Below are 25,706 nucleotides of genomic sequence, written 5' to 3'. Positions count from 1 at the left end.
GTGCACTTCAATAAAGCAGGCGCCGGGCTCATGGCCCGGCGCCGGTGCAACTCAGACGCCTTCGAGCATCGCATCCGCCGGCGCATCGAAGCGCTGCTTGGCGGTCAGTTGGAAATACAGGTAACCGGCCGCCATGAACCCGAGGAACACGCAGCCGATCAGCGGGTTGAACCACGCCATCGCCACCAGGCACACCACCGCCAGGAACAGCGCAATCCCCGGGACGATCGGATAGCCCGGCGCGCGGAAGGAGCGCTCCAGGTTCGGCTCGGTTTTACGCAGTCTGAACAGGCTCAGCATACTGATGATGTACATCACGATGGCGCCGAATACCGACATGGTGATCATTGCCGCCGTCAGGGTCATCCCTTGCAGGTTGACCAGGCCGTCGCTGTAGATCGCCGCGATGCCGATCACGCCGCCGGCCAGAATGGCCCGGTGCGGGGTCTGGAAGCGCGACAGTTTGGCCAGCGAGCGAGGCAGGTAACCGGCACGGGCCAGGGCGAAGAACTGGCGCGAGTAACCGAGAATGATCCCGTGGAAGCTCGCCACCAGCCCGAACAGGCCGATCCAGACCAGCATGTGCATCCAGGTCGAATTGTTGCCGACCACGGCTTTCATCGCCTGGGGCAATGGGTCGTTGATGTTCGACAGTTGACGCCAGTCGCCCACGCCGCCCGCCATCACCATCACGCCGATCGCGAGGAACACCAGGGTCAGAATGCCGCTGACGTAGGCCTTGGGAATCGTGCGTTTCGGGTCCTTGGCTTCTTCAGCTGCCATCGCCGCGCCTTCAATGGCGAGGAAAAACCAGATCGCAAACGGGATCGCCGCAAAGATGCCGGGGATGGAGGCAATGGTGAACTCGTTCGAGCCCGACCAGCCGTTGAGCACGAAGTTACTGAAGCTGAAGCCCGGCGCGACCACGCCCATGAACACCAGCAGCTCGGCGACGGCCAGAACGGTGACCACCAGTTCGAAGGTCGCGGCGATGCTGACGCCGAGGATATTCAAGGTCATGAAGACGAAATAGGCGCCAACGGCTGCAATCTTGGGGTCAAGTTCCGGGTATTGCACGTTCAGATAAGCGCCGATGGCCATCGCAATGGCGGGTGGCGCAAAGACGAACTCAATCAGGGTGGCGATGCCGGCGATGAGGCCGCCTTTCTCGCCAAAGGCCCGCCGGCTGTAGGCAAACGGCCCGCCCGCATGGGGAATGGCGGTGGTCAATTCGGTGAAGCTGAAGATAAAGCAGGTGTACATCGTCGCCACCATCAGCGCGGTGACGAGGAAACCCAGGGTGCCTGCGGTGCCCCAGCCGTAACTCCAGCCGAAGTATTCGCCGGAAATCACCAGGCCGACGGCAATGCCCCATAAATGCAGGGTGCCGAGTGTGGGTTTGAGCTGTGTGGAAGAAGTCATAAGTCCTCGCTGTCTTTTTTATTGTTTGATCTGTTGGACTTTCGGGAACTGCATTTACCTGTAGAGCGGGCACGCAAAGCCCGTGCCAGAGCGGCAGGGCGATGATTTGATGTTGTCGTTCAGGGCGCCATCGCGGGCAAGCCCGCGATGGCTATCGAAAGGGCGACACGGGAATACCCGTGTGGCCCCCGGTTTTTAGAAGAACCCCAACGGATTGATGTCGTAGCTCACCAGCAGGTTTTTGGTCTGCTGATAGTGGTCGAGCATCATTTTGTGGGTTTCACGACCGACGCCGGATTTTTTGTAACCGCCGAACGCGGCATGCGCCGGGTACAAGTGGTAGCAGTTGGTCCACACGCGACCGGCCTTGATGGCGCGGCCCATGCGATAGGCGCGGTTGATGTCGCGGGTCCAGAGGCCGGCACCCAGGCCGAACTCGGTGTCGTTGGCGATGGCCAGGGCTTCGGCTTCGTCCTTGAACGTGGTGATGCTCACCACAGGGCCAAAGATTTCTTCCTGGAACACGCGCATTTTGTTGGTGCCCTTGAGCAGGGTCGGCTGGATGTAATAACCCGTCGCCAGGCTGCCCTCGAGTTTTTCGATCTTGCCGCCGGTCAGCAGTTCGGCGCCTTCGCCCTTGGCGATTTCCAGGTACGAAAGGATTTTGTCGAACTGTTGCTCGGACGCCTGTGCGCCGACCATGGTGTCGGTGTCCAGTGGGTCGCCACGTTTGATTTGCAGGACTTTGTTCATGACTACTTTCATGAATTCGTCGTAGATCGACTCTTGTACCAGTGCCCGGGACGGGCAGGTGCAGACTTCGCCCTGGTTGAAGAATGCCAGCACGAGGCCTTCGGCAGCTTTCTCGATGAACGACGGTTCGGCCTTCATGATGTCTTCGAAGAAAATGTTCGGCGACTTGCCACCCAGCTCCACGGTGGACGGAATGATGTTTTCGGCGGCGCATTTCATGATGTGCGAGCCGACCGGGGTCGAGCCGGTGAAGGCTATCTTGGCAATGCGCTTGCTGGTGGCCAGAGCCTCACCGGCCTCTTTGCCGAAGCCCTGCACCACGTTCAGCACGCCCGGCGGCAGCAGGTCGCCGATCAGCTCCATCAGCACGGTGATGCCCAGCGGGGTTTGCTCGGCAGGCTTGAGCACCACGCAGTTACCGGCGGCCAGGGCCGGGGCGAGTTTCCAGGCGGCCATCAGGATCGGGAAGTTCCACGGGATGATCTGCCCGACAACGCCCAGTGGTTCATGGATGTGATAAGCCACAGTGTTGCCGTCGATCTCGGCAGCGCTGCCTTCCTGCGCGCGGATGCAACCGGCGAAATAACGGAAATGGTCCGCGGCCAGCGGGATGTCGGCGTTGAGCGTTTCACGCACGGCTTTGCCGTTGTCCCAGGATTCGGTGATTGCCAGCAGTTCGAGGTTCTGTTCGATGCGGTCGGCGATTTTCAGCAGCACCAGCGAGCGAGCCTGGGCGGACGTGGCGCCCCAGGCGTCGGCAGCGGCGTGGGCAGCGTCCAGGGCCTTGTCGATGTCTTCGGCCGTGGAACGCGGGAATTCGGCAATCGGTTGGCCATTCACTGGCGAGGTATTGGTGAAGTACTGACCTTTGACAGGCGCGACGAACTCGCCGCCGATGTAGTTACCGTATTTGCTCTTGAACGAAACGATAGCGCCTTCAGTACCGGGGTGAGCGTAACGCATGATGTTTTCTCCTTGGCTTTTTGTATTTGTAAGGAAGAGCGCCTGTGCGCTTGCTTTAAGCGTAGAGCAAAGGCCGGGCCACTGCCCTGCAGGTCAGGCAAATCAAGGCTTTGCGCGATTTTTGTCGGACGGACGGGCAGCGCCTGTGACGCTTTCGGTACGGTGCCCGTGACACTTTGTGCCGTTTGTGGGACAGCCTGTGACCGGGCGGTCTTGCCAGCATTGCATTGGGTCGATGGCTGGAGGATGCTGGACCACAATTGCCACACGGATAACGTGTGTGGCGAGGGGGCTTGCTCCCGCTGGGCTGCGAAGCGGCCCCGGATATGTCTGCCGGTCAGGTTTGGCGAGCGCTTCGCACTCGAGCGGGAGCAAGCTCCCTCGCCACAGGATGTGTTCCAGGCTCCTTAGTGGGGTTTCAGCACAGCTCTCGGAGAGAATAATAAGAAATGCACGACAACCATTTGAGTCGCCATGCCCAGCAAGTGCTGACCGTGACCCAGGGCAAATCCCACCTGCACGGTCCCGGCAGCGACCCGTCCATCGCCCGGTCCTGGCTGCGCTGTCTTGAGGACTATCACCTCGACCCCGCCCTGACCATGGCGCCGACGGTGCTGGAGCATGGCCGCGTCCTTGAGAGCCGCGAACGCTTGCAGCAAGTGCTGCACATCGCCGGCAACGAAATGAGCAGCCTGCATCAGCAACTCTCCGGCGCCGGTCATGCGGTGCTGCTGACCGATGCGCGCGGGGTGATCCTCAACTGCGTGACTGCGCCCGCCGAGCGGAAGATTTTCGAACGCGCCGGCCTCTGGCTCGGCGCCGACTGGAGCGAAGCCTGTGAAGGCACTAACGGCATCGGCACCTGCCTGGTGGAACGCCAATCGCTGACCATCCACCAGGACGAACACTTTCGCGGCCGCCACACCGGCTTGACCTGCTCGGCGAGCCCGGTGTTCGACCCGCATGGCGAATTGCTGGCGGTGCTCGACGTGTCCTCGGCGCGTCACGACGTCTCGCGGCAAAGCCAGTTTCACACCATGGCGCTGGTCAATCTGTCGGCGAAGATGATCGAGAGCTGCTACTTCCTGCGTTACTTCGACAATCAGTGGTTGCTGCGCTTCCACCTGCAGGCCGAATCCGTCGGGCTGTTCAGCGAAGGGTTGCTGGCGTTCGACGGGGAAGGGCGGATCTGCGCGGTTAACCAGAGTGCGCTCAACCTGCTGGGCCATGTTCGCGGCGGACTGCTGGGGAAACCGGTCGAGGCGTTTTTCGATTGCTCGCTGGACGAGTTGCTGGGCCGAGCGAGTGTGAATGCCAGCGCCAGTTGGCCGCTGCGCACCCGCGACGGGCGAAGTCTGTTTGCCGTGTTGCGTGGTCAGCCGCGCAGCATTCCGGTGCCCGTGGTGCCTGCTCCGGTGATCAGCGAGCCGTCGCGGTTGTCGGGCATATGTTTGGGCGACGTCGGGTTGCAGGAAGATTTTCGCAAGTCCCTTCGCGTCTTCGAACGGGACGTACCGCTGCTGATCAACGGCGAAACCGGCTCCGGCAAGGAGGCCTTCGCCAAGGCGGTGCATCAGGCCAGTCAGCGGGCGCAAAAGGCCTTCGTTGCGCTCAATTGCGCGGCCATCCCCGAAAGCCTGATCGAGAGCGAACTGTTCGGTTATCGCGGCGGCAGCTTCACTGGTGCGCGCAAGGAAGGCATGCGCGGCAAGTTGCAGCAGGCAGATGGCGGGACATTATTTCTGGATGAAATCGGCGACATGCCCCTGGCATTGCAGACCCGGCTATTAAGGGTGCTCGAAGACCGGCAAGTCGTGCCGATTGGCGGTGAGCCGGAGTCGGTCAACGTCCGGATCATCAGCGCCACTCACCGTAATTTGCTGGAACGGGTGCAGGACGGCAGCTTCCGCGAGGATTTGTATTACCGGCTCAACGGTCTGGAGATCGCACTGCCGGCGTTGCGCGAGCGCAGTGACAAATCCCAGTTGCTCGATTTTCTGCTGGCGCAAGAGGCGGGCGGGGAGACGGTGCTGATTGATGAGCCGGCACGCCAGGCGTTGCTGGGTTTTGCCTGGCCCGGAAATGTGCGGCAGTTGCGCAATGTGCTGCGCACGTTGGCAGCGTTGTGCGACGGCGGGCGGATCGGGCTGGAGGATTTGCCGGTGATGATTCGTCAGGCGCGACCGATGCCGGTGGTTGCCGTTGACCAGCCTTCCGAACACCCCTTGGACGATGCCGAGCGGCTGGCGTTGTTGAATGTGCTGGAACAGACGCGCTGGCATATGACGCATACCGCCGAACAGCTTGGTGTCAGCCGCAATACCCTTTACCGAAAACTGCGCAAGCACGGGATTGCCCGGTAAACCGCTTTTGTGGCGAGGGAGCTCGCTCCCGTCGCAATCAAGGAATGCAATAAGCCAGAGTAATCGCGAGCGCAGGTGGGGGCCGCTGCACGCCCCCGCGGGAGCAAGCTCCCTCGCCACAGTGGTGGTGGCAAGTCTCAGCTAAAGAGTGCGATTTCTGCCTCTCTAAGCTAACCTGCGGCCATGTTTTACGAGGTCGACTAATGCACATTCATATTCTTGGTATCTGCGGCACTTTCATGGGTTCGATGGCGGTTCTGGCCAAAGAGCTGGGCCATCATGTGACCGGCTCCGATGCCAACGTCTATCCGCCGATGAGCACTCAACTTGAGGCTCAGGGCATTCAGTTGACCCAGGGCTACGACCCGGCGCAACTCGATCCGGCCCCGGATCTGGTGGTCATCGGCAACGCCATGTCCCGCGGCAATCCGGCGGTCGAATACGTCCTGAATAAGGGCTTGCCGTATGTCTCCGGCCCGCAGTGGCTGGCCGATCACGTGTTGCAAGGTCGCTGGGTGCTGGCCGTCGCCGGCACGCATGGCAAAACCACCACCAGCAGCATGCTCGCCTGGGTGCTGGAGCACGCGGGCATGAGCCCCGGTTTCCTGATTGGCGGCGTGCCGCAGAATTTCTCGGTGTCGGCGCGTCTGGGCGGCACGCCGTTCTTCGTGATCGAAGCCGACGAATACGACAGTGCATTTTTCGACAAGCGCTCCAAGTTTGTTCACTACCGCCCCCGTACGGCGATTCTGAACAACCTGGAGTTCGATCACGCCGACATCTTCCCTGATCTGGCGGCTATCGAGCGACAGTTCCACCATTTGGTGCGGACTATCCCGAGTGAAGGCCTGGTGATCCACCCGACCACCGAACCGGCCTTGCTGCGTGTGATCGAGATGGGCTGCTGGACCCCGGTGCAAACCACCGGCGCTGGTGGTCAGTGGCAGGTCAAACTGCTGAGTGAAGACGGTTCGACATTCGAAGTGATGTTCGAAGGCGTCGCTCAAGGCGTGGTCGAGTGGGACATGACCGGTCAACACAACGTCGCCAACGCCTTGGCCACCTTGGCGGCGGCGCGGCATGTCGGTGTCGTGCCGTCCATGGGCATCGCTGCGTTGAGCGCGTTCAAAAGCGTGAAGCGCCGGATGGAAAAAGTCGCCGAAGTCCGTGGCATCACCATCTACGACGACTTCGCTCACCACCCGACTGCCATCGCCACGACCCTCGACGGTCTGCGTAAACGCATTGGCGACGCGCCATTGATCGCCATCATCGAGCCGCGCTCCAATTCCATGAAGCTCGGCGCTCACCGTGATGGCTTGCCGGAAAGCGTGGTCGATGCCGATCAAGTGATTTGGTACGCACCGGCCAACCTCGGCTGGGACCTGAGCGCTACCGCGGCGCTGTGCACGGTGCCGTCGATTGTCAGCGATTCTCTGGAAGGCATTATCGAGCGCGTGAAAAGCCAGGCTCAACCCGGCACTCACGTGGTGATCATGAGCAACGGCGGCTTCGGCGGCCTGCACGGCAAACTGGCCGAGGCGCTCAAATGAACAATGGCCCGGAACGCATCACGCTGGCGATGACCGGCGCTTCGGGCGCCCAGTACGGCTTGCGCCTGCTGGACTGCCTGATTCGCGAAGATCGCGAGGTGCACTTCCTGATCTCCAAGGCTGCGCAGCTGGTGATGGCCACCGAAACCGACGTTACGTTGCCGCCGAAAACCCAGATGATGCAGGCCTTTCTCACCGAATACACCGGCGCTGCCGCGGGGCAGATTCGGGTGTACGGCAAGGAGGACTGGATGTCGCCGGTGGCCTCGGGCTCCGGCGCGCCGTCGGCGATGGTGGTGGTGCCGTGTTCGACCGGCACGCTGTCGGCTATCGCGACCGGTGCTTGTAACAACCTGATCGAACGGGCCGCTGACGTCACACTGAAAGAGCGTCGCCAGCTGATCCTGGTGCCGCGCGAAGCGCCGTATTCGAGTATTCATCTGGAGCACATGCTCAAGTTGTCGAACATGGGTGTGACGATCTTGCCCGCGTCGCCGGGCTTCTATCATCAGCCACAAACCATCGATGACCTGATCGACTTCGTCGTGGCACGGATTCTCAACCTGCTGAACATCCCGCAAGACATGCTGCCACGTTGGGGCGAACACCATCTGACCAGCGATGAATAAGCTGCTGATGGTTGTGCTGGCGCTGCAACTGGCGGGCTGTGCCACGGTGCGCACGCTGGATGCTGCCAAGCCGGGGGCTCCGGTGGTGTATGCGGGAACGCGACTGGATTTGTACGCCATGAATGGCGGTTGCTGCGCGATGGATCGTTTTGGGGCAGAAGCACCGAGCTATCCTGGTATTGATCTGCCGGCCAGTGCTTTGCTGGATACGTTGCTGTTGCCGTTGTCGGTGTTGACGGTGATCGGCGTGAGTTTTCAGGCGACCGGCGGGTTGTAGGAGTAAGCGAGGCTTTTTGTGGCGAGGGAGCTTGCTCCCGTTGGGCTGCGAAGCGGCCCCATAAATCGGGACTGCTGCGCAGTCCAACGGGAGCAAGCTCCCTCGCCACAGGTTCGCGGGTTACTTGCCGAGCTTGCGCAACTCATCCGACTCGACAATCCGCACCCCATCCTGCTCCTCCAGTGCCAGCCGCCACATCGCGCGAGCCAGTTGGCAGGCTTCGATGCCGTGGTATTTGCCCGGGATCAGGCGGGACAACGGACCGGCGAACAGCTCGGCCGGCCGTGGCTCGATACGATCGCCCAGCAACACCGAAGGTCGGCAAATGGTCAGTTGCGGCCAGTTTTGCGCGCGCAATGCGTATTCCATCTCGCCCTTAACCCGGTTGTAGAAAATCGAGGATCTGCGATCGGCCCCCAGGGCGCTGATCACGATCAAGTGCCGCGCGCCCATTTCCCGCGCCCGTTTGGCGAAAGCCACCACCATATCGAGATCGACCGCGCGAAACGCCTCTTCCGAGCCAGCCTGTTTGATCGTGGTGCCAAGACAGCAGTAGGCGATGTCGACGCGTCCGTTCAGTTGCGGCAGGAATTCCGCCGGGTCGCCGACCGGGTTTTCCAGGTGGGGGTGCTTGGCCAACGGCCGGCGCGAGGGGGCCAATACGCGCGTGATCGTAGGCTCGTTGAGCAGGCGATCAAGCAAGTGTTCACCGGTCAGGCCGGTAGCTCCGGCAAGCAATACATGCTGAGGCGTCAAGTACATAGTGTTTCCCCCTTGATACTGATCAGCTTAGTTGCTCTTTGCATCCTTGTTGCTGATAGAGACACTTTGTAGCGCTTTTCGTGCCTGCTGTTTGCGTAACAGCTGCCAGTGGGAGAGTACGGTTTTCGGTGCCCAGATCTGCGGTTCAGAGGCTTCGAAGCTGTCCGCCAGTTCCCGCTCGGCCACGGTGGCCCTGGCCAGCTTGAAGGCTTGTTCCAGGTCGTCGGTCTGATTCAGGGCCTGGGCGAACAGCGCATCGCCGAAGTAAGTGAAGTTGGCTTCTTCCGTGCAACCGAAGGACACACGGTCGGCCCGCGCGGCCGCCATGATCAGCGTGCGTTCGTCCTTGAGGGCGGGGATGAAACCACCGGAGTAGCAAGACGAAATCACAATGATCTTGTCGCGGTTTTTCAGCGGTGCGAGCACGGCAGCGAGTTCGTCCGCCGGCAGGTCGGACAGTTCCATGCGCGGCTGATCGAGTACGAGTTCGTGTTCGCTGGTGCCGTGGCTGGTCAGGTAGATGAAGATCAAGTCTTCCGGACCGCTGCGTTCGGCCAGCGTCAGCGCGGCGCGGCGCAGGTTTTCCCGGGTGGCCATCGGCCGATCGACGAGATGGTCGCGGTGGTTCACCAGGCGAATCTGGCCAAACGCACCGAAGCGGCTGGTCAGCATATTGCTGACATAATCGGATTCGCGCAGGAACACGCTCTGCTTGCCGTCACCGCCCAGCGTCAGGGTGTACAACTCGATCGCCGGGGTCGAGGCCGGCACATTGGCCAGCGCATCTTCGAGCAAGCGCCCCTGAGCCAGCAGGCCAAGCTCGAGGCTGTCGGGCAGCAGCTTGCCATCGGCATCGCGCACTCGCTGGCCATTGACCCAGGTGCCGCTCTGTACGGTGCCATCGGTCAACACCAGCGTGCCATGACCTTGATAACTGTCGCCGTCGAACTGACCGATGTAGAAACTGCCGTCGGGCAGGTTCAGCCGGCCCTGGCCAGTGAAGCGCCAGTCGCTGAACTGGCCGATGTAGTGGCTACCGTCGGCACCGATCAACTCGCCCTTGCCGTTCAGCGAACCTTCCTTGAATTGGCCCAGCCAGACATCGCCGTCGGCATTCTCGTAGCGGCCCTTGCCGTGCAGTTGGTTGTTCTTGAAGCCGCCGACGTAGATGTCGCCTTCGGCGCTGTTGAAAGTCCCGTTGCCTTCCAGCTGACCGTCCTTGAAATGTCCGGTGAACTGATTGCCGCTGGCGTCACCGCGCTGGCCTTCGCCGTTGGGCTTGCCATGGGCGAACTGGCCTTGATACGAGCTGCCGTCATCGAGCTCCAGACGGCCGAGCCCTGAATATTGATCGGCCTTGAACTCGCCGCGGTAGGTCATGCCGTTTTCTTTGAGGGTGCCTTCGCCTTCGCGCCGACCCGCCTTGAAACCGCCGGTGTAGCTGCTGCCGCTGGTGGTCAGGGTGCCCTGGCCGTCGAACAGCCCGAGGTTGAAATTACCGCGATACACTTCGCCGTTGCTGCCGTGCCATTCGCCCGGGCCATGCCATTGACCCTTGTCGAAACTGCCGGCGTACCAGCTGCCGTTCGGGTAGTCGACGCGACCCTGGCCTTGCAGCAATCCGTTGACCAGGTCGCCGCGATAGCGTCCGCCATCCGGCAGGCGCGCATCGGGCGGCAACAGCGATTCGCCGTCGCCGCAAGCGGTGAGCATCAGGGTCAAGGCAATGAGTGCAAGTGAGCGCATAGCGGGATCCGGGCAATTAGGCGACCGAGTATGCCGCAGCTCTATGACCTTAAATAGAGAGAGGTCGCGAAACAGCGTGAGCTGCTTCGCATCCGGGAGGGTTTACACGAAGCAGAGTGACAATGGCTCGGCGATGTAGGCCGGTTTTTCCGAACCTTCGATCTCGAGCGTGGCGGTGGCTTTGAGCAGCCATTGGCCGGGTTTCTTCTCGGTGACTTCGGTCAGGTCGACCTTGAGCCGCACTTTCGAGTTGACCTTGACCGGCTGAATGAACCGCACGCTGTCCAGGCCGTAATTGACCACCATCTTCAAGCCTTCGGGCAGGATGAGGATGTCTTCCATCAGTTTGGGGATCAGCGATAGCGACAGGAAACCGTGTGCAATGGTGCTGCCAAATGGCGTTTGCGCGGCTTTGACCGGGTCGACATGGATGAACTGATAGTCCCCTGTGGCTTCGGCGAACAGGTTGATGCGCTCCTGATCGATGGTGAGCCATTCGGAACGTCCAAGTTCCTTGCCGACATAATCTTTGAGCTCTGCAACGGGAACATAGGGCATTGAGACTCTCCTTGGGTTCATCGGTTTTATAGTTTTGAGGTGGGGGGATTTGACCTCCCGGATTACCACTTTAGATCAACATGGCGAATTGCTCCGGTCAACCGACCATGCTTTTGGCGAATGCCGGTCCATAGCGTTGGCATGCTTATAATGCCGGGCGCGATTTTTCGGGGAGAGGACGGATGTTGTTACGTGGCCTGACCTGGCTGGTGTTGTTCCAATTGCTGGGCACAGCCATCAACCATTTGTTATTGCCGGTGCTGCCGGGGCCGATTATCGGCCTGCTGCTTCTGCTGGTGTACCTGATCTGTCGTGGGCAGGTGGGCGAACCGCTCAACCTGGCCGCGAGCAGCCTGCTGCGTTACCTGCCGTTGCTGCTGGTGCCACCGGCTGTGGGCGTGATGGTGTACGCCAAGGACATTGCCGCGGACTTCTGGGCCATTGTCGGTGCGCTGGTGTTGTCGCTGCTGTTGTCCATGGCCTTCGCCGGTGTGCTGATGCAGCGCATGGTCAAGCGTCACGCGCACCGCGAGGACTCGCAATGATCCTGGACTGGCAAGGCGCCTGGACGTCGGTGATTCATCATCCGTTGTTCGGCATCGGCATTACCCTCGGCGCTTATCAACTGGTGTTGGCGGCGTTCGAGAAAACCCGCTGGATCTTTCTGCAGCCCGTGCTGGTCTCCATGTTGCTGGTGATTGGCGTTTTGGTGGGCTGCGGCCTGACGTACGCCGAGTACCGCAAGAGCACCGAGATCCTCAGCATTTTGCTCGGCCCCGCCACCGTCGCGCTGGCTGTACCGCTTTACCTCAATCTGCGGCGGATCCGGCAGTTGTTCTGGCCGATATTTACTACGCTGGTGATAGGCGGTGTCGTCGCCACCGGCATGGGCGTGTTGCTGGGCTGGTCGTTCGGTGCCGAACACATGATCCTGATGACCATGGCGCCGAAGTCGGTGACCTCGCCGATCGCCATGCTGGTGGCCGAGCAGATTGGCGGCGTCGCGGCGCTGGCGGCGGTGTTTGTGTTGATCACCGGCGTGATCGGGGCGATCTTTGGGCCGAGCCTGCTGAATCGGCTCGGCGTCCACAGCCCCGAGGCGCGCGGCATGGCGCTGGGCATGACTGCCCATGCGGTCGGCACCGCGGTGGCCATGCAGGAAAGTGAAGAATGCGGCGCCTTCGCGGCGCTGGCAATGAGTCTGATGGGCGTGGCCACGGCGGTGTTCCTGCCGTTGGCAGTGTCGATGGTGGTGTAAGGAAATGTCTATGAGCTTGCCGCTTTTCCCGCTGAACACGGTGCTGTTTCCTGGCTGCATCCTCGACTTGCAGATCTTCGAGGCGCGCTACCTGGACATGATCAGCCGCTGCATGAAACAGGGCGGCGGTTTCGGCGTGGTGTGCATTCTTGATGGCGAAGAAGTCGGCATCGCTCCCGCGGGCTATGCGCTGGTCGGCTGTGAAGCACTGATTACCGACTTCAAACAGCAGGACAACGGCTTGCTGGGCATTCGGGTGCAGGGCGGACGGCGTTTTCACGTGTTGCGCACCGAGGTCCAGCGCGATCAGTTGACGGTCGCCGAGGTCGAGTGGCTGGAAGACGAGCCCGAGCAACCGTTGCAGGATGAGGACGCCGACCTGGTTGCACTGCTCAAGGCCCTGGCCGAACACCCGATGGTCGAAGCCTTGAACATGGGCACCGAGGCGACCGGGCAACAATCGCTGGCCAATCAGTTGGCGTACCTGTTGCCGTTTGCCGAATTGGACAAAATCGACCTGCTGCAACTCGACGATCCGCAGCAGCGACTGGATGCGATCCAGGCACTGCTGGATGAGTTGCAGGGTGAGTTGTTTGCCTGATGAAAAGATCGCAGCCTTCGGCAGCTCCTGCATGGGTAAGGCGTAGGAACTTGCTGAAGGCTGCGATTTTTTGATCTTCAGTAGGCGTATCTCACCATCGCATGCGGTAAATGCCGCAACGCAAAGAACCCGAACAGCGCCACCATCGCCGGCAACACCAGCCACCAGATCCTCGGCGGCATGGCATTGAGCGGTGTCCGGCGCTGACTCAGCCCCAGGCTCGCCGCACAGACACACGCCGCCAGCATTGCGCCGGCCAGCACATCCGTGGGCCAGTGCGCGCCCAGATAGACGCGTGACAGCGCGATCGCGAGTGCCGGCAGGCAGCCCAACAGCAACCAGGTCAGACGCATCCGCGGGGGTTGTCCGCGACCAGCCAGAACGGCGAGGGTCAGAAACAGTGCGAAGGCCCCGGAGGCGTGACCGCTGGGCATGCTGTAGCTCACCAACGGATCGCTCAAGACTTCCGGGCGCACGCGGGCGAAAAACTGTTTGGTAAACGTGTTGCCGAGCGCCGTGAAGAGCAATGTGCTCCCCGCAAAAATCGCCTGTCGCCATTGCCGGGCCACCAGCAGCAGCCCGGTCAGCAGGGCGCTGAACAGCAGCATGTTGCGGAACTCGCCAATCAGCGTGAAGGTGACGGCGACTTCGTCGAGCGTCGGGCTGCGGTGTTCCTGCACCAGCGTCATGACGCCCTGATCGAGGGCGGTCAGGTGCGGGTAGCCGATAAACAGCCCCGCGAGGATCAGTAAGCTCATGCTGGTGATCAGTATTGTCGCTTTGCGATGGCGGCGCAGGCTGCTGGTCACGCTCAAGCCCACCATCACCGCGATGCTGCCGGCAACGATCCCGGCCTCAGGCCAGAAACCTTCCGGCAACGGCAAACGAATCGCAGCCCCCGTGGCCCAGCCGGGCAACAGGTAGGCGACGCTCCAACCGGCAGCGGCCAGCAGGCTGACAGCGACGAAGCGCGGGAAGGGCATGTCGAACATCCCGGCAACCATCGGCAGCATGGGCCGCAACGGCCCGATGAAACGCCCGACCAAAAGACTGGCAATGCCATAGCGCTGGAAGTAAGCCTCGGCGCCGGCGATCCATTCCGGATGATGGCGCAGGCCGGGCAGGCGCCGAATGTTCTGATGGAAATGTCGCCCCACAAAGTAGGAAACGATATCGCCCAGTACGCCGGCGGCGAATCCGAGCAACAATGTTTCGCTCAACGACAGCGCGCCGCTACCGGCCAGCACCGCGACGGCAAACAGCAACACCGTGCCGGGTACGATCAGCCCGGCAATCGCCAGGCATTCCACGAAGGCCACAATGAAAACCGCCGCGGCCAGCCACTGCGGGTTTGTCGCCAGCCATCCGGTCACGCTATCGAGCCAAGGGCCCATAAAAACAACTCCATTGAATTTCTATAAACGCCTTCAGGGCGAGCAAACCTTCCCAAACACCACACAAGCCCCGCAGGGATTGCGGATGCTTCAAGTTCTTTGATTGTTCATGTCAGCAAAAAATAATCGCGACCTTCGACCTGTCCCCGTCGTAGCGGGTTCCGCGTGCAATACGGCGCGTAAGCCGCGTCGACGAAGCGGTACATCAAGTGTTCGTCACGCCCATGGGGAATGCCCAGGCGTGTGGTTTGAATGATATGGCCAGGTGCCGGGCCGACATCCTCCACCAGCAGCACTTCATGATCGAAGCGCTTGGCGTCCCAGACCGGCACCTTCAAACCCAGCGCCTTGCACAGCAATGTTTGCCCGGCGCAAAGTTTTTGCGAGGGGCGAGGACGACCCTGGGCATCGGGATTGTTCAACAGCATTTGCGCCAGGCTCGCCGGGCCGCTCAACTCATCGACCCATGGATAGGCGGATTTGATCAAAACCGCATTGCCTGGACCTTGAGCGCTGAAATTCAGGGAGTCGCCGCCCCGGGCGTAATACATATAGATGTGGCCGCCATCCAGAAACAAAGCCTTACGCTTTTCTGTGTAGCCGAGAGAGGCATGGCTGCCTTTTTCTTCGAAGTAATAGGCTTCGGTCTCGATGATCCGGGCGCTGAGCCACAAGTCACCTACCCGGTGACGGATGACTTTGCCCAGTAAATCCCGGGCCAGCGTTTGCGCATCCCGGTCGAAAAACGCGTCCGGGAGCCCTGTAGGCAGACTCGCAGCGGGCGCACGAACAGTCAGGTTGGACATGATGAGCGGCATTTATCAAAGCTGATTGAGTCGTGATGATAACAATTTGCAGCTTAATCACGGCTGAACGTCGGCAAATTGCCCTCCATTTCGACCATCCGCCCGTCACCGCTGTTAGTCGGGGGACGCGACAGCTATAATCTGCCGCTTTACTCTTTACCAAGACCTTAGCAAAGACCACCACCGACCATGACTGAGTCCGTTCTCGACTACATGACCCGCCTGGGTCGCGCTGCCCGCGAAGCGTCGCGCATCATCGGCCGTGCCAGCACCGCGCAGAAAAACCGCGCCTTGCAGGCTGCTGCCAATGCGCTGGACGCCGCGCGTGCCGAGCTGACGGCTGCCAACGAGCTGGATCTGGCCGCGGGTCGCGCCAATGGTCTGGAGCCTGCGCTGCTGGAACGCCTGGCGCTGACCCCGGAGCGTATCGACGGCATGATCGTCGGTCTGCGTCAGGTTGCAGCGTTGCCGGACCCGGTCGGGGCCATTCGCGACATGAGCTTCCGTCCGTCGGGGATTCAGGTCGGCAAGATGCGCGTGCCGCTGGGCGTGATCGGGATCATCTACGAATCCCGGCCCAACGTGACCATCGATGCTGCCAGCCTGTGCCTGAAGTCGGGCAACGCGACCATCCTGCGTGGCGGTTCCGAGGCGATCAATTCCAACCGCGCCATCGCCGCCTGCATCCAGCGCGGTCTGGCCGAAGCCGATCTGCCGTCCGCCGTGGTTCAAGTGGTCGAAACCACTGACCGCGCCGCGGTGGGTGCGCTGATCACCATGCCTGAATACGTCGACGTCATCGTGCCCCGTGGCGGCCGTGGCCTGATCGAACGGATCAGTCGCGACGCTCGCGTGCCGGTGATCAAGCATCTGGACGGCATCTGCCACGTTTATGTCAGTGCTCACGCCGATTTGCCGAAAGCCCAACGCATTGCCTTCAACGCCAAGACTTACCGTTATGGCATCTGCGGTGCGATGGAAACGCTGTTGGTGGATCAAACCGTTGCCAAAGATTTCCTGCCGTCGATGGCTGCACAGTTCCGCGAAAAAGGCGTTGAGCTGCGTGGTTGCGAGCGCACTCGGGCGATCATCGATGCCGCGGCGGCCACTGAAGACGACTGGCACACTGAATACCTGGCGCCGATCCTTTCGATCCGCGTGGTCGACGGTCTGGACCAGGCCATCGAGCACATTAACAAGTACGGCTCCCATCACACCGATTCGATCGTCAGCGAAAACCTTGCAGACACTCGGCGTTTCGTCGCGGAAGTGGATTCGTCGTCGGTGATGATCAATACGCCGACCTGCTTCGCTGACGGCTTCGAATACGGATTGGGTGCCGAGATTGGCATTTCTACTGATAAGCTGCACGCCCGTGGCCCGGTGGGTCTCGAAGGCCTGACCTGCGAGAAGTACATCGTGGTCGGTGATGGCCAGTTGCGCGGCCAGGCGTCGGTCTGACTTGGGCGACCTTAATCCGTCGGCCCCGGTAACTGCCAGCGAACCTGCGCCTCGACGTATCGGCATGCTGGGCGGGACGTTCGACCCGGTGCACATCGGCCATTTGCGCGGTGCGCTGGAAGTCGCCGAATCGCTGGCGCTCGATGAGTTGCGACTGACACCCAGTGCCAGGCCGCCTCATCGAGGCACGCCGCAGGTCTCGGCGAAGGACCGTCTGGCGATGGTCGAGTGCGCGGTGGCCGGTGTGGCCCCGCTGGTGGTGGACGCCCGTGAATTGCTGCGGGACAAACCGTCCTACACCATCGATACCCTGGAACTGATGCGTGCCGAACTGGCCGCTGAAGACCAGGTTTTTCTACTTTTGGGCTGGGACGCATTTTGCGGCCTGCCCACTTGGCACCGCTGGGAAGAGTTGCTCCAGCATTGCCACATCCTGGTGCTGCAACGCCCGGATGCCGACAGCGAACCGCCGGATGCCTTGCGCAACCTGCTGGCAGCGCGCTCGGTGAGCGACCCGCTGGCCCTCAAAGGGCCGAGCGGACAGATTGCATTCGTCTGGCAGACGCCGCTCGCGGTATCCGCCACCCAGATCCGTCAACTGCTGGCCAGCGGTAAGTCGGTACGTTTCCTGGTGCCCGACGCGGTCCTGGCCTACATCGATGCGCACGGACTCTACCGTGCGCCGAACTGAATGGGAGTGCTTCAAGGCACGTGATACCAACGTGTATTGAACCACCCGAACACATGAGCAAAACGAGTTTTATATGACTGACAAAGACGTAGCTAAAGTTAAGCGCAAAGGCACATTCAAGAGCGCCCCGCTGCCAGTAGAAGTGCCAACCGGCCCTGAGCTGGTCGGCGAAGAACTGGTGAAGGTTGCCGTAGCGGCCCTGGAAGACGTGAAGGCCCAGGACATTCAGGTGATCGACGTTCGTGAAAAGCAGAGCATCACTGACTTCATGATCATCGCCACCGGTACCTCCAACCGCCAGATCGGCGCGATGCTGGACAAGGTCCGCGAAGCGGTCAAGGCTAAGGGCGTCAAGCCACTGGGTGAAGAAGGCAAGGGCGACAGCGACTGGGTCCTGCTGGATATGGACGACGTCATCGTGCACATGATGACCGCCTCGGCTCGCCAGTTCTATGACCTGGAGCGCCTGTGGGCCGGTGCAGAGCAGAGCCGTTCGGCCAGCGCTGCGCACCACAGCCCGGAAAACACCCATGAGCACTTCACCAAGCTCAACAAAGACCAGCAATAAGGGACCGCTGTGCGACTGCGACTGATCGCCGTCGGTTCACGCATGCCCAAATGGGTGGAAGAAGGCTGGCATGAATATGCCAAGCGTCTTCCGTCCGAGCTGGCGCTGGAACTGGTGGAAATACCGCTCAATACCCGTGGCAAGAACGCCGACGTGGCGCGCTTCATCCGTCAGGAAGGCGAAGCCATGCTGGCCAAGGTCGGGCCGAACGAGCGCGTTGTCACCCTCGAAGTCCACGGCAAGCCCTGGAGCACGGAGCAGTTGGCGGTCGAGCTCGATCGCTGGCGGCTGGATTCGCGCACGGTGAATTTCATGGTCGGCGGCCCCGAAGGGCTGGCGCCGGAAGTCTGTGCGCGGGCCGATCAGCGCTGGTCCTTGTCGCCGTTGACGTTGCCGCACCCGCTGGTGCGGATTCTGATCGGCGAACAGCTGTACCGTGCCTGGACAGTTCTGTCCGGCCACCCTTACCACAAGTAGTTCTGCCTCATGCCCCAGCCGATCCGCATCAAGGACCACGAAAAAGACGCCCGTCTGGTGCGTGGCCGCGTCGTGTTCGGGGCAATTGCAGTGGTGGCGCTGATCGGCGTGCTGATCGCGCGCCTGTATTTCCTCCAGGTGATTCAGTACGAGTACCACTCGACCCTGTCGGAAAACAACCGCGTCCATGTGCAGCCGATTCCGCCCACCCGTGGGCTGATCTTCGACCGCAATGGCGTGGTGGTGGCCGACAACCGGCCGAGCTTCAGCCTGAGCATGACCCGCGAGCGTTCCGGCGACTGGCAGCAAGTGCTCGATGTGATCGTCGAAGTGCTGGAGCTGACGCCCGAGGATCGGGTGATCTTCGAGAAACGCATGCGCCAGGGGCGACGGCCATTCGAGCCGGTGCCGATTCTGTTCGAGCTGACCGAAGAACAGATCGCCCGCATCGCCGTGAACCAGTTCCGTTTGCCGGGAGTTGAAGTGGTTGCGCAACTGGTGCGGCATTACCCACAGGGCGCGCACTTTGCGCACTCGGTGGGTTACATGGGGCGGATCAACGAGAAGGAGCTGAAGTCCCTCGATCCGGTCAATTACAGCGGCACCCACCACATCGGCAAGACCGGCATCGAGCGCTTCTACGAGCCCGAGTTGCACGGTCAGGTGGGTTACGAAGAAGTCGAAACCAACGCGCGAGGCCGCGTATTGCGGGTGCTCAAGCGTACCGATCCGATTCCCGGCAAGGACATCGTCCTGAGCCTGGACATCAAATTGCAGGAAGCCGCCGAAGCAGCGCTCGGCGGTCGCCGTGGCGCGGTGGTAGCGCTGGACCCGAAAACCGGCGAAGTACTGGCAATGGTCAGTCAGCCGAGTTTCGACCCCAACCTGTTCGTCACCGGCATCAGCTTCAAAGCCTATTCCGAGTTGCGCGACTCCATCGACCGGCCGCTGTTCAACCGCGTGCTGCGTGGTCTGTACCCGCCGGGTTCGACCATCAAGCCGGCGGTGGCGATTGCCGGTCTGGATTCGGGCGTGGTCACGGCGTCGACCCGGGTCTTCGACCCCGGTTACTACCAACTGCCCAACTACGACCACAAATACCGTAACTGGAACCGTACCGGTGACGGCTATGTCGACCTGGACACGGCGATCATGCGGTCCAACGACACCTACTTCTATGACCTGGCGCACAAGCTGGGGATTGATCGCCTGTCGGCCTACATGGGCAAGTTCGGCATCGGCCAGAAGGTCTCCCTGGACATGTTCGAAGAGTCGCCGGGGCTGATGCCGTCCCGTGAGTGGAAGCGCGCGACCCGTCGTCAGGCCTGGTTCCCGGGCGAAACACTGATTCTCGGGATCGGCCAGGGCTACATGCAATCCACGCCGCTGCAACTGGCCCAGGCCACGGCGCTGGTGGCCAACAAAGGTGTATGGAACCGTCCGCACCTGGCCAAGACCGTCGAAGGCGAACGGCCCAAAGATGACAATCCGATGCCGGACATCATCCTGCGCGATCCGTCCGACTGGACCAAGGTCAACCATGGTATGCAGCAGGTAATGCATGGCGCCCGTGGTACCGCGCGCAAGGCCTCGATCGGCGCGCAATACCGGATCGCCGGCAAAAGTGGTACGGCCCAGGTGGTTGCGATCAAGCAGGGTGAGAAGTACGACCGCTCCAAGGTTCAGGAACGTCACCGTGACCACGCTTTGTTCGTCGGCTTCGCGCCGGCCGACAACCCGCAAATCGTGGTGTCGGTGATGGTCGAGAACGGCGAGTCCGGTTCCGGCGTCGCCGCACCGGTGGTGCGCCAGGTCATGGACGCCTGGCTCCTGGACCAGGACGGCCGACTGAAAGCCGAATACGCCAGCCCAATCAGTGCGGAGGCTACGGCCCGTGAAGAGTAATTTCGATCGCATCCTTTCCAGTGAGGATGTGATGCGTCGCCGCGCGACGCTGTTGCAACGCATGCACATCGACGGCCCGTTGCTGATCCTGCTGCTGACCCTCGCGGCCGGTAGCCTGTTCGTGCTGTATTCGGCCAGCGGCAAGAGCTGGGATCTGCTGGCCAAGCAAGCCACGTCGTTCGGCATCGGCCTGGTGTCGATGATCGTCATCGCCCAGTTCGAGCCGCGCTTCATGGCTCGCTGGGTGCCGGTGGGTTACGTGCTCGGCGTGCTGTTGCTGGTGGTGGTGGACGTCATGGGCCACAACGCCATGGGCGCCACGCGCTGGATCAACATTCCCGGGGTGATCCGCTTCCAGCCTTCGGAGTTCATGAAGATCCTGATGCCGGCGACCATTGCCTGGTACTTGTCCAAGCGCACCTTGCCGCCGCAGCTCAAGCATGTGGGCGTCAGTCTGTTTCTGATTGGTTTGCCGTTCATTCTGATCGTGCGCCAGCCCGACCTCGGTACTTCGCTGCTGATTCTCGCGGGCGGTGCGTTCGTGCTGTTCATGGGTGGCCTGCGCTGGCGCTGGATTCTCAGCGTGCTGGCCGCGGCCGTGCCGGTGGCCGTGGGGATGTGGTTTTTCATCATGCACGACTACCAGAAGCAGCGAATCCTGACGTTCCTCGACCCGGAAAGCGATCCGCTGGGCACGGGCTGGAACATTATCCAGTCGAAAGCGGCCATTGGCTCCGGCGGCGTATTCGGCAAAGGCTGGCTGCTGGGCACCCAGTCGCACCTGGACTTCCTCCCGGAAAGCCACACCGACTTCATTATTGCGGTCATGGGCGAGGAGTTCGGCCTGGTCGGCATCTGCGCGCTGCTGCTGATTTACTTGCTATTGATCGGCCGCGGGCTGGTGATTACCGCCCAGGCCCAGACATTGTTCGGCAAATTGCTCGCGGGCGCCCTGACCATGACGTTTTTTGTTTACGTTTTCGTCAACATAGGTATGGTCAGTGGCCTGTTGCCGGTTGTGGGGGTGCCGTTGCCGTTCATTAGCTACGGAGGAACTTCGCTGGTAACGCTGCTGTCAGCGTTTGGGGTTTTGATGTCGATCCATACCCATCGTAAGTGGATCGCGCAAGTTTGAATAAGGTGAAGATTTCAATGCAAGTAATGCGTGGCTGGGCGACTCGATACGCGCCATGGGTCGGCCTGGTAAGCATCCTTGGCACTGCGCAGGACGCGTTGGCCGGCGATTACGAAGGCACACCCCAGGTGGCCGAATTCGTCGGTGAAATGACCCGCGACTACGGCTTTGCCGGTGAACAGCTGATGGGCGTGTTCCGCGAAGCCGAGCGCAAGCAAACGATTCTGGACGCGATCTCGAAACCCGCCGAGCGGGTCAAGCAGTGGAACGAATATCGTCCGATGTTCATTACCGACGCGCGCATTGCCCGCGGCGTGGATTTCTGGCGGCAGCACGAGGCGGTACTGGCACGCGCCGAGCAGGAATACGGTGTCCCGGCCCAGGTGATTGTCTCGATCATCGGCGTTGAGACCTTTTTCGGTCGCAATACCGGCAATTACCGGGTAATCGACGCCTTGTCGACCCTGGGTTTCGACTATCCTCCCCGTGCCGAATTCTTCCGCAAGGAATTGCGTGAGTTCCTGTTGCTGGCCCGAGAAGAACAGGTCGATCCACTGACCCTCAAGGGCTCCTACGCCGGGGCGATGGGCTTGCCGCAGTTCATGCCGAGCAGCTTCCGCGCCTATGCGGTGGATTTCGACGGTGACGGCCACATTAATATCTGGACCAATCCCGACGATGCCATCGGCAGCGTTGCCAGTTACTTCAAACGTCACGGCTGGGTGGCCGGTGAACCGGTGGTCAGCCGCGCGGATGTGCGTGGCGAGCAGGTCGACGAAGGTTTGACCACCGGCATCGAACCGACTAAAACCGTCGGGGAGTTGCGGGCGCTGGGGTGGTCAAGTCATGATGCGCTGCGCGATGATATGCCGGTCACGGCATTCCGCCTGGAAGGTGACAATGGCCCTGAATACTGGATGGGCCTGACGAATTTTTACGCAATCACGCGTTATAACCGCAGCGTGATGTACGCCATGGCGGTACATCAACTGTCTGAACAGCTGGTCCAAGCACGGGGCGTCAAGTAATGCGGGCATTGCCTATGAATAAACCCCTGAAGCTGATGGCATTCGCCGCGTTGGCGGTGCTGGTCGCCAGTTGTTCGACCAGCCGCTCGCCGACACAGAAGTCTTCTTCCACCGCCGTGCGCTCGGCGCCGGGGCTGGACATCAACCGCGCCCACAAAGATGGCGCACCGTGGTGGGATGTCGACGTATCGCGCATCCCGGATGCCACGCCGACCCTGCACACCGGTCCTTACAAGGCCAACCCGTACACCGTACTGGGCAAGACTTACTTCCCGCTGCAGGAATCCAAGACCTACGTCGCCTCGGGCACGGCGTCCTGGTATGGCACCAAGTTCCACGGCCAGAACACCGCCAACGGCGAGGTCTATGACCTGTATGGCATGAGTGCCGCCCACAAGACCTTGCCACTGCCAAGTTACGTTCGGGTGACCAACCTGGACAACAACAAGACCGTGATCCTGCGGGTCAATGACCGTGGCCCGTTCTACTCGGACCGCATCATCGACTTGTCCTACGCGGCGGCGAAAAAACTCGGCTATGCCGAAACCGGCACTGCGCGGGTCAAGGTCGAAGGCATCGATCCGCAGCAATGGTGGGCGGCCAAGGGCCGTCCGGCACCTTTGATGCTCAACGAGCCGCAAGTCGCGCAAAATACCGCGCCGACGATTACCGCTTCGGCCGGTACGGTCGAACAATGGACGCCACCGCCGCAGCAACACGCCGCGGCCGTCGTGCCCGTGCAGATCGATGCAAAAAAAAACGCTTCTGTACCAGCCTCTGGCCAGTATCTGCAGGTGGGCGCGTTCGCCAACCCGGACGCTGCAGAACTCCTGAGATCGAAGCTCAGCGGGATGGTGAGCGCTCCGGTGTTCATCAGCTCGATCGTGCGCAATCAACAGACACTGCATCGGGTGCGCCTGGGGCCGATCGGCTCGCCGGGTGAAATCCAGCAAGTGCAGAACAGTGTGCGCCTGGCCAATCTCGGTTCGCCGAGCGTGGTCACCGCCGAGTAATACGTAGTACTTGATTGACGGTTCACTTGCAGTTTCAGGGGTGAACCTGGTTGTTGGCTCGTTGAAGAACAAAAGCCCGGCAAGGGTTCTGAGTGAACGACTGAACACGCGACAACCCGTTAGAAGGTTGTCTGATTAGTTTTGCCCTCGGGCAGTTTCCATTAGCGATTTCGAGAGACGGATGAACATCACCACCTTTGCCAAACGCCTGTGCCTTCTAGTCCCGCTGCTCCTCTCGCCTGCCGCTTTTGCGGTCGAGATGATGCCGTCGCCGCCACAACTGGCCGCCAAAGCCTACGTGCTCATGGATGCCAGCAGCGGCAACGTGCTGGTCGAGAACAACGGTGACCAGCGTCTGCCGCCTGCCAGCCTGACCAAGCTGATGACCGCGTACATCGCGACCCTGGAAATCCGTCGTGGCCAGATCGGCGAAAACGATCCGGTGACCGTCAGCGAAAACGCCTGGCGCACCGGCGGTTCGCGGATGTTCATCAAGGTCGGTTCGCAAGTGACGGTCAGCGACCTGCTGCACGGCATCATCATTCAGTCGGGCAACGACGCCAGTGTTGCGCTCTCCGAGCACATCGCCGGCAGCGAAGACGCTTTCGCCGACATGATGAACAAAACCGTGACCGACCTGGGCATGACCAACAGCCACTTCATGAACCCGACCGGCCTGCCGAACCCGGAGCACTACTCGTCGGCCCACGACATGGCCGTGCTGGCTCGCGCGATCATCCACGAAGACCCGGCTCACTACGCGATCTACTCGCAGAAAGAGTTCTTCTGGAACGGCATCAAGCAACCTAACCGCAACCTGCTGCTGTGGCGTGACAAGACCGTTGACGGTCTGAAAACCGGCCACACCGAAGAAGCCGGCTACTGCATGGTGTCTTCGGCCGTTCGTGATGGCATGCGCCTGATCGCGGTGGTGTTCGGCACCAACAGCGAAGTGGCCCGCGCATCGGAAACCCAGAAGCTGCTGACCTATGGTTTCCGTTTCTTCGAAACCCAGACCTTCTATCAGAAAGGCGCCGAGCTGGCCCAGGCCCCTGTCTGGAAAGGCAGCACCAATCAAGTCAAGGCCGGCCTGGCTGAAGACCTGACCATGACCCTGCCAAAAGGCCAGCTGAAAAAGCTCGCCGCCAGCATGACCATGAACCCGCAACTGGTTGCGCCAATCGCCAAGGGCGACGTGATCGGCAAAGTCGAAGTGAAACTGGACGACAAGGTGGTGCACAGCGCTGATCTGATCGCCCTGGACGCGGTCGACGAGGGTGGTATCTTCCGTCGCATGTGGGATAGCATCCGTCTATTCTTCTACGGCTTGTTCAACTGAATTAGTGTGGACTCTCATGGCCCCGCTCCAATCCGGAGCGGGGCCATGTCCGTTGCCACGGCTTACGAGGCCGTTACGCCATGACAGACACCGAAGTAAATGCGCCAAAGATCGAATTCCCCTGCGCGGATTATCCGATCAAGGTGATCGGCGACACCGGCGTGGGTTTCAAGGACAAGATCATCGCGATCCTCGAGAAACACGCGACCGTTGACCACAAGACCCTGGCCGAGCGCCAGAGTACCAACGGCAAGTACACGACTATCCAGCTGCACATCATCGCCACCGGTCAAGAACAGCTGTACGACATCAACAGCGAGTTGCGGGCTACCGGTTTCGTGCACATGGTGCTGTGATGTCTGGCACGCTGGGCTTTCGCGACCTCGGCCAGATGGCATACGAGCCGGTCTGGCATGCCATGCAGCGCTTCACCAACGAGCGTGGTAGCGATGCCGCTGACGAGATCTGGCTGGTGGAACACCCACCGGTGTTCACCCAGGGCCAGGCCGGCAAGGCCGAGCACTTGTTGCTGCCAGGGGATATTCCGGTGGTGCAGGTCGATCGTGGTGGCCAGGTGACTTATCACGGCCCCGGTCAGTTGGTGGCCTACCTGTTGCTCGATGTACGCAAGCTCGGTTTCGGCGTGCGTGACCTGGTCACCCGCATGGAACACTGCCTGATCGAGCTGCTGGCCAGTTACGGCGTCACTGCCGCGGCGAAGCCGGATGCGCCGGGCGTCTACGTCGACGGCGCGAAAATCGCTTCCCTGGGTCTGCGGATCCGCCACGGTTGTTCCTTTCATGGCCTGGCCCTGAACGTGGACATGGACCTGGAACCGTTTCGACGGATTAATCCCTGCGGCTACGCCGGGCTGGCGATGACCCAGCTGAGCGATCACGCAGGATCGATTGAATTTGCCGAGGTAAGTGCCCGGCTGCGCGCGCAGCTCGTCAAACACCTCGACTATGCTGAGCAGACGACCCTAACGGGCGGAATCGACTGAT

25 protein-coding genes are annotated in these 25,706 nt (G+C 61.1%); 18 read left to right on the top strand and 7 right to left on the bottom strand.

Features of this window, described 5'->3' with window-relative positions:
- Positions 1–51 precede the first annotated feature (51 nt).
- Positions 52–1,422, bottom strand: a complete 1,371-nt coding sequence (eat, locus tag B723_RS01370) for an ethanolamine permease (protein WP_017341016.1) — start codon at positions 1,420–1,422, stop codon at positions 52–54.
- 195 nt (positions 1,423–1,617) lie between these two features.
- Positions 1,618–3,138 (bottom strand): acetaldehyde dehydrogenase ExaC, encoded by a 1,521-nt coding sequence (exaC, locus tag B723_RS01365; RefSeq protein ID WP_017341015.1) that lies wholly within the window; start codon positions 3,136–3,138, stop codon positions 1,618–1,620.
- 449 nt (positions 3,139–3,587) lie between these two features.
- On the opposite strand from exaC, the gene B723_RS01360 reads away from it, so the two are divergent.
- The 4 genes from B723_RS01360 (at position 3,588) to B723_RS01345 (ending at position 7,960) form a co-directional block, all read left to right on the top strand.
- Positions 3,588–5,501: a sigma-54-dependent Fis family transcriptional regulator gene (locus B723_RS01360; RefSeq protein ID WP_017341014.1), complete on the top strand. Its 1,914-nt coding sequence runs from the start codon at positions 3,588–3,590 to the stop codon at positions 5,499–5,501.
- A gap of 203 nt (positions 5,502–5,704) precedes the next feature.
- Complete coding sequence (gene mpl / locus B723_RS01355; protein WP_017341013.1) at positions 5,705–7,054, top strand: UDP-N-acetylmuramate:L-alanyl-gamma-D-glutamyl-meso-diaminopimelate ligase; 1,350 nt, start codon at positions 5,705–5,707, stop codon at positions 7,052–7,054.
- On the top strand, positions 7,051–7,683 hold the full coding sequence (ubiX, locus tag B723_RS01350) for a flavin prenyltransferase UbiX (protein WP_008035761.1): 633 nt from the start codon (positions 7,051–7,053) through the stop codon (positions 7,681–7,683). The genes mpl and ubiX overlap by 4 nt, the downstream gene beginning before the upstream one ends.
- The gene (locus B723_RS01345) at positions 7,676–7,960 is read left to right on the top strand and encodes a YceK/YidQ family lipoprotein (RefSeq protein WP_017341012.1); all 285 of its coding nucleotides are present in this window, start codon (positions 7,676–7,678) and stop codon (positions 7,958–7,960) included. The genes ubiX and B723_RS01345 overlap by 8 nt, the downstream gene beginning before the upstream one ends.
- A gap of 120 nt (positions 7,961–8,080) precedes the next feature.
- Here B723_RS01345 and B723_RS01340 read toward each other — a convergent pair whose 3' ends face one another.
- The 3 genes from B723_RS01340 to B723_RS01330 all read right to left on the bottom strand — a co-directional run bounded on the left by B723_RS01340 (position 8,081) and on the right by B723_RS01330 (position 11,026).
- On the bottom strand, positions 8,081–8,722 hold the full coding sequence (locus B723_RS01340; RefSeq protein ID WP_017341011.1) for an oxidoreductase: 642 nt from the start codon (positions 8,720–8,722) through the stop codon (positions 8,081–8,083).
- Positions 8,723–8,749: 27 nt separating this feature from the next.
- The gene (locus B723_RS01335; protein ID WP_017341010.1) at positions 8,750–10,468 is read right to left on the bottom strand and encodes a C13 family peptidase; all 1,719 of its coding nucleotides are present in this window, start codon (positions 10,466–10,468) and stop codon (positions 8,750–8,752) included.
- Between the two features lie 102 nt (positions 10,469–10,570).
- Positions 10,571–11,026, bottom strand: a complete 456-nt coding sequence (locus B723_RS01330; protein WP_017341009.1) for a MaoC family dehydratase — start codon at positions 11,024–11,026, stop codon at positions 10,571–10,573.
- Positions 11,027–11,208: 182 nt separating this feature from the next.
- Here B723_RS01330 and B723_RS01325 point away from each other — a divergent pair, with 182 nt between their 5' ends.
- From B723_RS01325 to B723_RS01315, 3 genes are read left to right on the top strand one after another with little or no spacing between them, the layout of a single operon-like run.
- The gene (locus B723_RS01325) at positions 11,209–11,571 is read left to right on the top strand and encodes a CidA/LrgA family protein (protein WP_017341008.1); all 363 of its coding nucleotides are present in this window, start codon (positions 11,209–11,211) and stop codon (positions 11,569–11,571) included.
- Complete coding sequence (locus tag B723_RS01320) at positions 11,568–12,284, top strand: LrgB family protein (protein ID WP_017341007.1); 717 nt, start codon at positions 11,568–11,570, stop codon at positions 12,282–12,284. Before B723_RS01325 ends, B723_RS01320 begins: the two co-directional genes overlap by 4 nt.
- Positions 12,285–12,294: 10 nt before the next feature.
- Complete coding sequence (locus B723_RS01315; protein ID WP_017341006.1) at positions 12,295–12,885, top strand: LON peptidase substrate-binding domain-containing protein; 591 nt, start codon at positions 12,295–12,297, stop codon at positions 12,883–12,885.
- A 77-nt stretch (positions 12,886–12,962) separates the two neighbouring features.
- Here B723_RS01315 and B723_RS01310 read toward each other — a convergent pair whose 3' ends face one another.
- Together B723_RS01310 and B723_RS01305 are read right to left on the bottom strand one after the other, a co-directional pair.
- Positions 12,963–14,279 (bottom strand): bifunctional DedA family/phosphatase PAP2 family protein, encoded by a 1,317-nt coding sequence (locus B723_RS01310; protein ID WP_017341005.1) that lies wholly within the window; start codon positions 14,277–14,279, stop codon positions 12,963–12,965.
- 107 nt (positions 14,280–14,386) lie between these two features.
- Positions 14,387–15,085, bottom strand: coding sequence for a DNA-3-methyladenine glycosylase (locus tag B723_RS01305; RefSeq protein WP_031319149.1), 699 nt, complete (start codon positions 15,083–15,085; stop codon positions 14,387–14,389).
- Positions 15,086–15,274: 189 nt separating this feature from the next.
- On the opposite strand from B723_RS01305, the gene B723_RS01300 reads away from it, so the two are divergent.
- The 11 genes from B723_RS01300 (at position 15,275) to lipB (ending at position 25,705) form a co-directional block, all read left to right on the top strand.
- Positions 15,275–16,546: a glutamate-5-semialdehyde dehydrogenase gene (locus tag B723_RS01300; RefSeq protein ID WP_017341003.1), complete on the top strand. Its 1,272-nt coding sequence runs from the start codon at positions 15,275–15,277 to the stop codon at positions 16,544–16,546.
- Positions 16,515–17,237 carry a nicotinate-nucleotide adenylyltransferase gene (nadD, locus tag B723_RS01295; protein WP_033037434.1) on the top strand — a complete coding sequence of 241 codons (723 nt, stop codon included), beginning with the start codon at positions 16,515–16,517 and terminating at the stop codon, positions 17,235–17,237. The genes B723_RS01300 and nadD overlap by 32 nt, the downstream gene beginning before the upstream one ends.
- 73 nt (positions 17,238–17,310) lie before the next feature.
- Entirely contained in the window at positions 17,311–17,805 is a 495-nt protein-coding gene (gene rsfS, locus B723_RS01290) for a ribosome silencing factor (protein WP_017341001.1), read from the top strand.
- A gap of 9 nt (positions 17,806–17,814) precedes the next feature.
- On the top strand, positions 17,815–18,282 hold the full coding sequence (rlmH, locus tag B723_RS01285) for a 23S rRNA (pseudouridine(1915)-N(3))-methyltransferase RlmH (RefSeq protein WP_007937439.1): 468 nt from the start codon (positions 17,815–17,817) through the stop codon (positions 18,280–18,282).
- A 9-nt stretch (positions 18,283–18,291) separates the two neighbouring features.
- Positions 18,292–20,187, top strand: a complete 1,896-nt coding sequence (gene mrdA, locus B723_RS01280) for a penicillin-binding protein 2 (protein ID WP_017341000.1) — start codon at positions 18,292–18,294, stop codon at positions 20,185–20,187.
- Positions 20,188–20,218: 31 nt separating this feature from the next.
- Entirely contained in the window at positions 20,219–21,322 is a 1,104-nt protein-coding gene (rodA, locus tag B723_RS01275) for a rod shape-determining protein RodA (protein WP_050558263.1), read from the top strand.
- 17 nt (positions 21,323–21,339) lie between these two features.
- Entirely contained in the window at positions 21,340–22,350 is a 1,011-nt protein-coding gene (gene mltB / locus B723_RS01270) for a lytic murein transglycosylase B (protein WP_017340998.1), read from the top strand.
- A complete protein-coding gene (locus B723_RS01265) occupies positions 22,350–23,363 on the top strand; it encodes a septal ring lytic transglycosylase RlpA family protein (RefSeq protein ID WP_017340997.1) in 1,014 nt (337 codons plus the stop codon). The genes mltB and B723_RS01265 overlap by 1 nt, the downstream gene beginning before the upstream one ends.
- A gap of 181 nt (positions 23,364–23,544) precedes the next feature.
- The gene (locus B723_RS01260; RefSeq protein ID WP_017340996.1) at positions 23,545–24,702 is read left to right on the top strand and encodes a D-alanyl-D-alanine carboxypeptidase family protein; all 1,158 of its coding nucleotides are present in this window, start codon (positions 23,545–23,547) and stop codon (positions 24,700–24,702) included.
- Between the two features lie 80 nt (positions 24,703–24,782).
- The gene (locus B723_RS01255; protein WP_017340995.1) at positions 24,783–25,058 is read left to right on the top strand and encodes a DUF493 domain-containing protein; all 276 of its coding nucleotides are present in this window, start codon (positions 24,783–24,785) and stop codon (positions 25,056–25,058) included.
- Entirely contained in the window at positions 25,058–25,705 is a 648-nt protein-coding gene (lipB, locus tag B723_RS01250) for a lipoyl(octanoyl) transferase LipB (RefSeq protein ID WP_017340994.1), read from the top strand. The genes B723_RS01255 and lipB overlap by 1 nt, the downstream gene beginning before the upstream one ends.
- Position 25,706 lies beyond the last annotated feature (1 nt).

The organism is Pseudomonas fluorescens NCIMB 11764, from assembly GCF_000293885.2.
Lineage (GTDB): Bacteria > Pseudomonadota > Gammaproteobacteria > Pseudomonadales > Pseudomonadaceae > Aquipseudomonas > Aquipseudomonas fluorescens_B.
The sequence above is the reverse complement of the archived record's forward strand: the minus strand, read 5'-3'. Positions and strand labels throughout refer to the sequence as shown.

What these genes read in the sequence shown, in the direction of transcription:
- eat (WP_017341016.1), bottom strand. Translation starts at nt 1,422, where the DNA reads ATGACTTCTTCCACACAGCTCAAACCCACACTCGGCACCCTGCATTTA.
- exaC (WP_017341015.1), bottom strand. Translation starts at nt 3,138, where the DNA reads ATGCGTTACGCTCACCCCGGTACTGAAGGCGCTATCGTTTCGTTCAAG.
- B723_RS01360 (WP_017341014.1), top strand. Translation starts at nt 3,588, where the DNA reads ATGCACGACAACCATTTGAGTCGCCATGCCCAGCAAGTGCTGACCGTG.
- mpl (WP_017341013.1), top strand. Translation starts at nt 5,705, where the DNA reads ATGCACATTCATATTCTTGGTATCTGCGGCACTTTCATGGGTTCGATG.
- ubiX (WP_008035761.1), top strand. Translation starts at nt 7,051, where the DNA reads ATGAACAATGGCCCGGAACGCATCACGCTGGCGATGACCGGCGCTTCG.
- B723_RS01345 (WP_017341012.1), top strand. Translation starts at nt 7,676, where the DNA reads ATGAATAAGCTGCTGATGGTTGTGCTGGCGCTGCAACTGGCGGGCTGT.
- B723_RS01340 (WP_017341011.1), bottom strand. Translation starts at nt 8,722, where the DNA reads ATGTACTTGACGCCTCAGCATGTATTGCTTGCCGGAGCTACCGGCCTG.
- B723_RS01335 (WP_017341010.1), bottom strand. Translation starts at nt 10,468, where the DNA reads ATGCGCTCACTTGCACTCATTGCCTTGACCCTGATGCTCACCGCTTGC.
- B723_RS01330 (WP_017341009.1), bottom strand. Translation starts at nt 11,026, where the DNA reads ATGCCCTATGTTCCCGTTGCAGAGCTCAAAGATTATGTCGGCAAGGAA.
- B723_RS01325 (WP_017341008.1), top strand. Translation starts at nt 11,209, where the DNA reads ATGTTGTTACGTGGCCTGACCTGGCTGGTGTTGTTCCAATTGCTGGGC.
- B723_RS01320 (WP_017341007.1), top strand. Translation starts at nt 11,568, where the DNA reads ATGATCCTGGACTGGCAAGGCGCCTGGACGTCGGTGATTCATCATCCG.
- B723_RS01315 (WP_017341006.1), top strand. Translation starts at nt 12,295, where the DNA reads ATGAGCTTGCCGCTTTTCCCGCTGAACACGGTGCTGTTTCCTGGCTGC.
- B723_RS01310 (WP_017341005.1), bottom strand. Translation starts at nt 14,279, where the DNA reads ATGGGCCCTTGGCTCGATAGCGTGACCGGATGGCTGGCGACAAACCCG.
- B723_RS01305 (WP_031319149.1), bottom strand. Translation starts at nt 15,085, where the DNA reads ATGTCCAACCTGACTGTTCGTGCGCCCGCTGCGAGTCTGCCTACAGGG.
- B723_RS01300 (WP_017341003.1), top strand. Translation starts at nt 15,275, where the DNA reads ATGACTGAGTCCGTTCTCGACTACATGACCCGCCTGGGTCGCGCTGCC.
- nadD (WP_033037434.1), top strand. Translation starts at nt 16,515, where the DNA reads ATGGCCAGTTGCGCGGCCAGGCGTCGGTCTGACTTGGGCGACCTTAAT.
- rsfS (WP_017341001.1), top strand. Translation starts at nt 17,311, where the DNA reads ATGACTGACAAAGACGTAGCTAAAGTTAAGCGCAAAGGCACATTCAAG.
- mrdA (WP_017341000.1), top strand. Translation starts at nt 18,292, where the DNA reads ATGCCCCAGCCGATCCGCATCAAGGACCACGAAAAAGACGCCCGTCTG.
- rodA (WP_050558263.1), top strand. Translation starts at nt 20,219, where the DNA reads ATGCGTCGCCGCGCGACGCTGTTGCAACGCATGCACATCGACGGCCCG.
- mltB (WP_017340998.1), top strand. Translation starts at nt 21,340, where the DNA reads ATGCAAGTAATGCGTGGCTGGGCGACTCGATACGCGCCATGGGTCGGC.
- B723_RS01265 (WP_017340997.1), top strand. Translation starts at nt 22,350, where the DNA reads ATGCGGGCATTGCCTATGAATAAACCCCTGAAGCTGATGGCATTCGCC.
- B723_RS01260 (WP_017340996.1), top strand. Translation starts at nt 23,545, where the DNA reads ATGAACATCACCACCTTTGCCAAACGCCTGTGCCTTCTAGTCCCGCTG.
- B723_RS01255 (WP_017340995.1), top strand. Translation starts at nt 24,783, where the DNA reads ATGACAGACACCGAAGTAAATGCGCCAAAGATCGAATTCCCCTGCGCG.
- lipB (WP_017340994.1), top strand. Translation starts at nt 25,058, where the DNA reads ATGTCTGGCACGCTGGGCTTTCGCGACCTCGGCCAGATGGCATACGAG.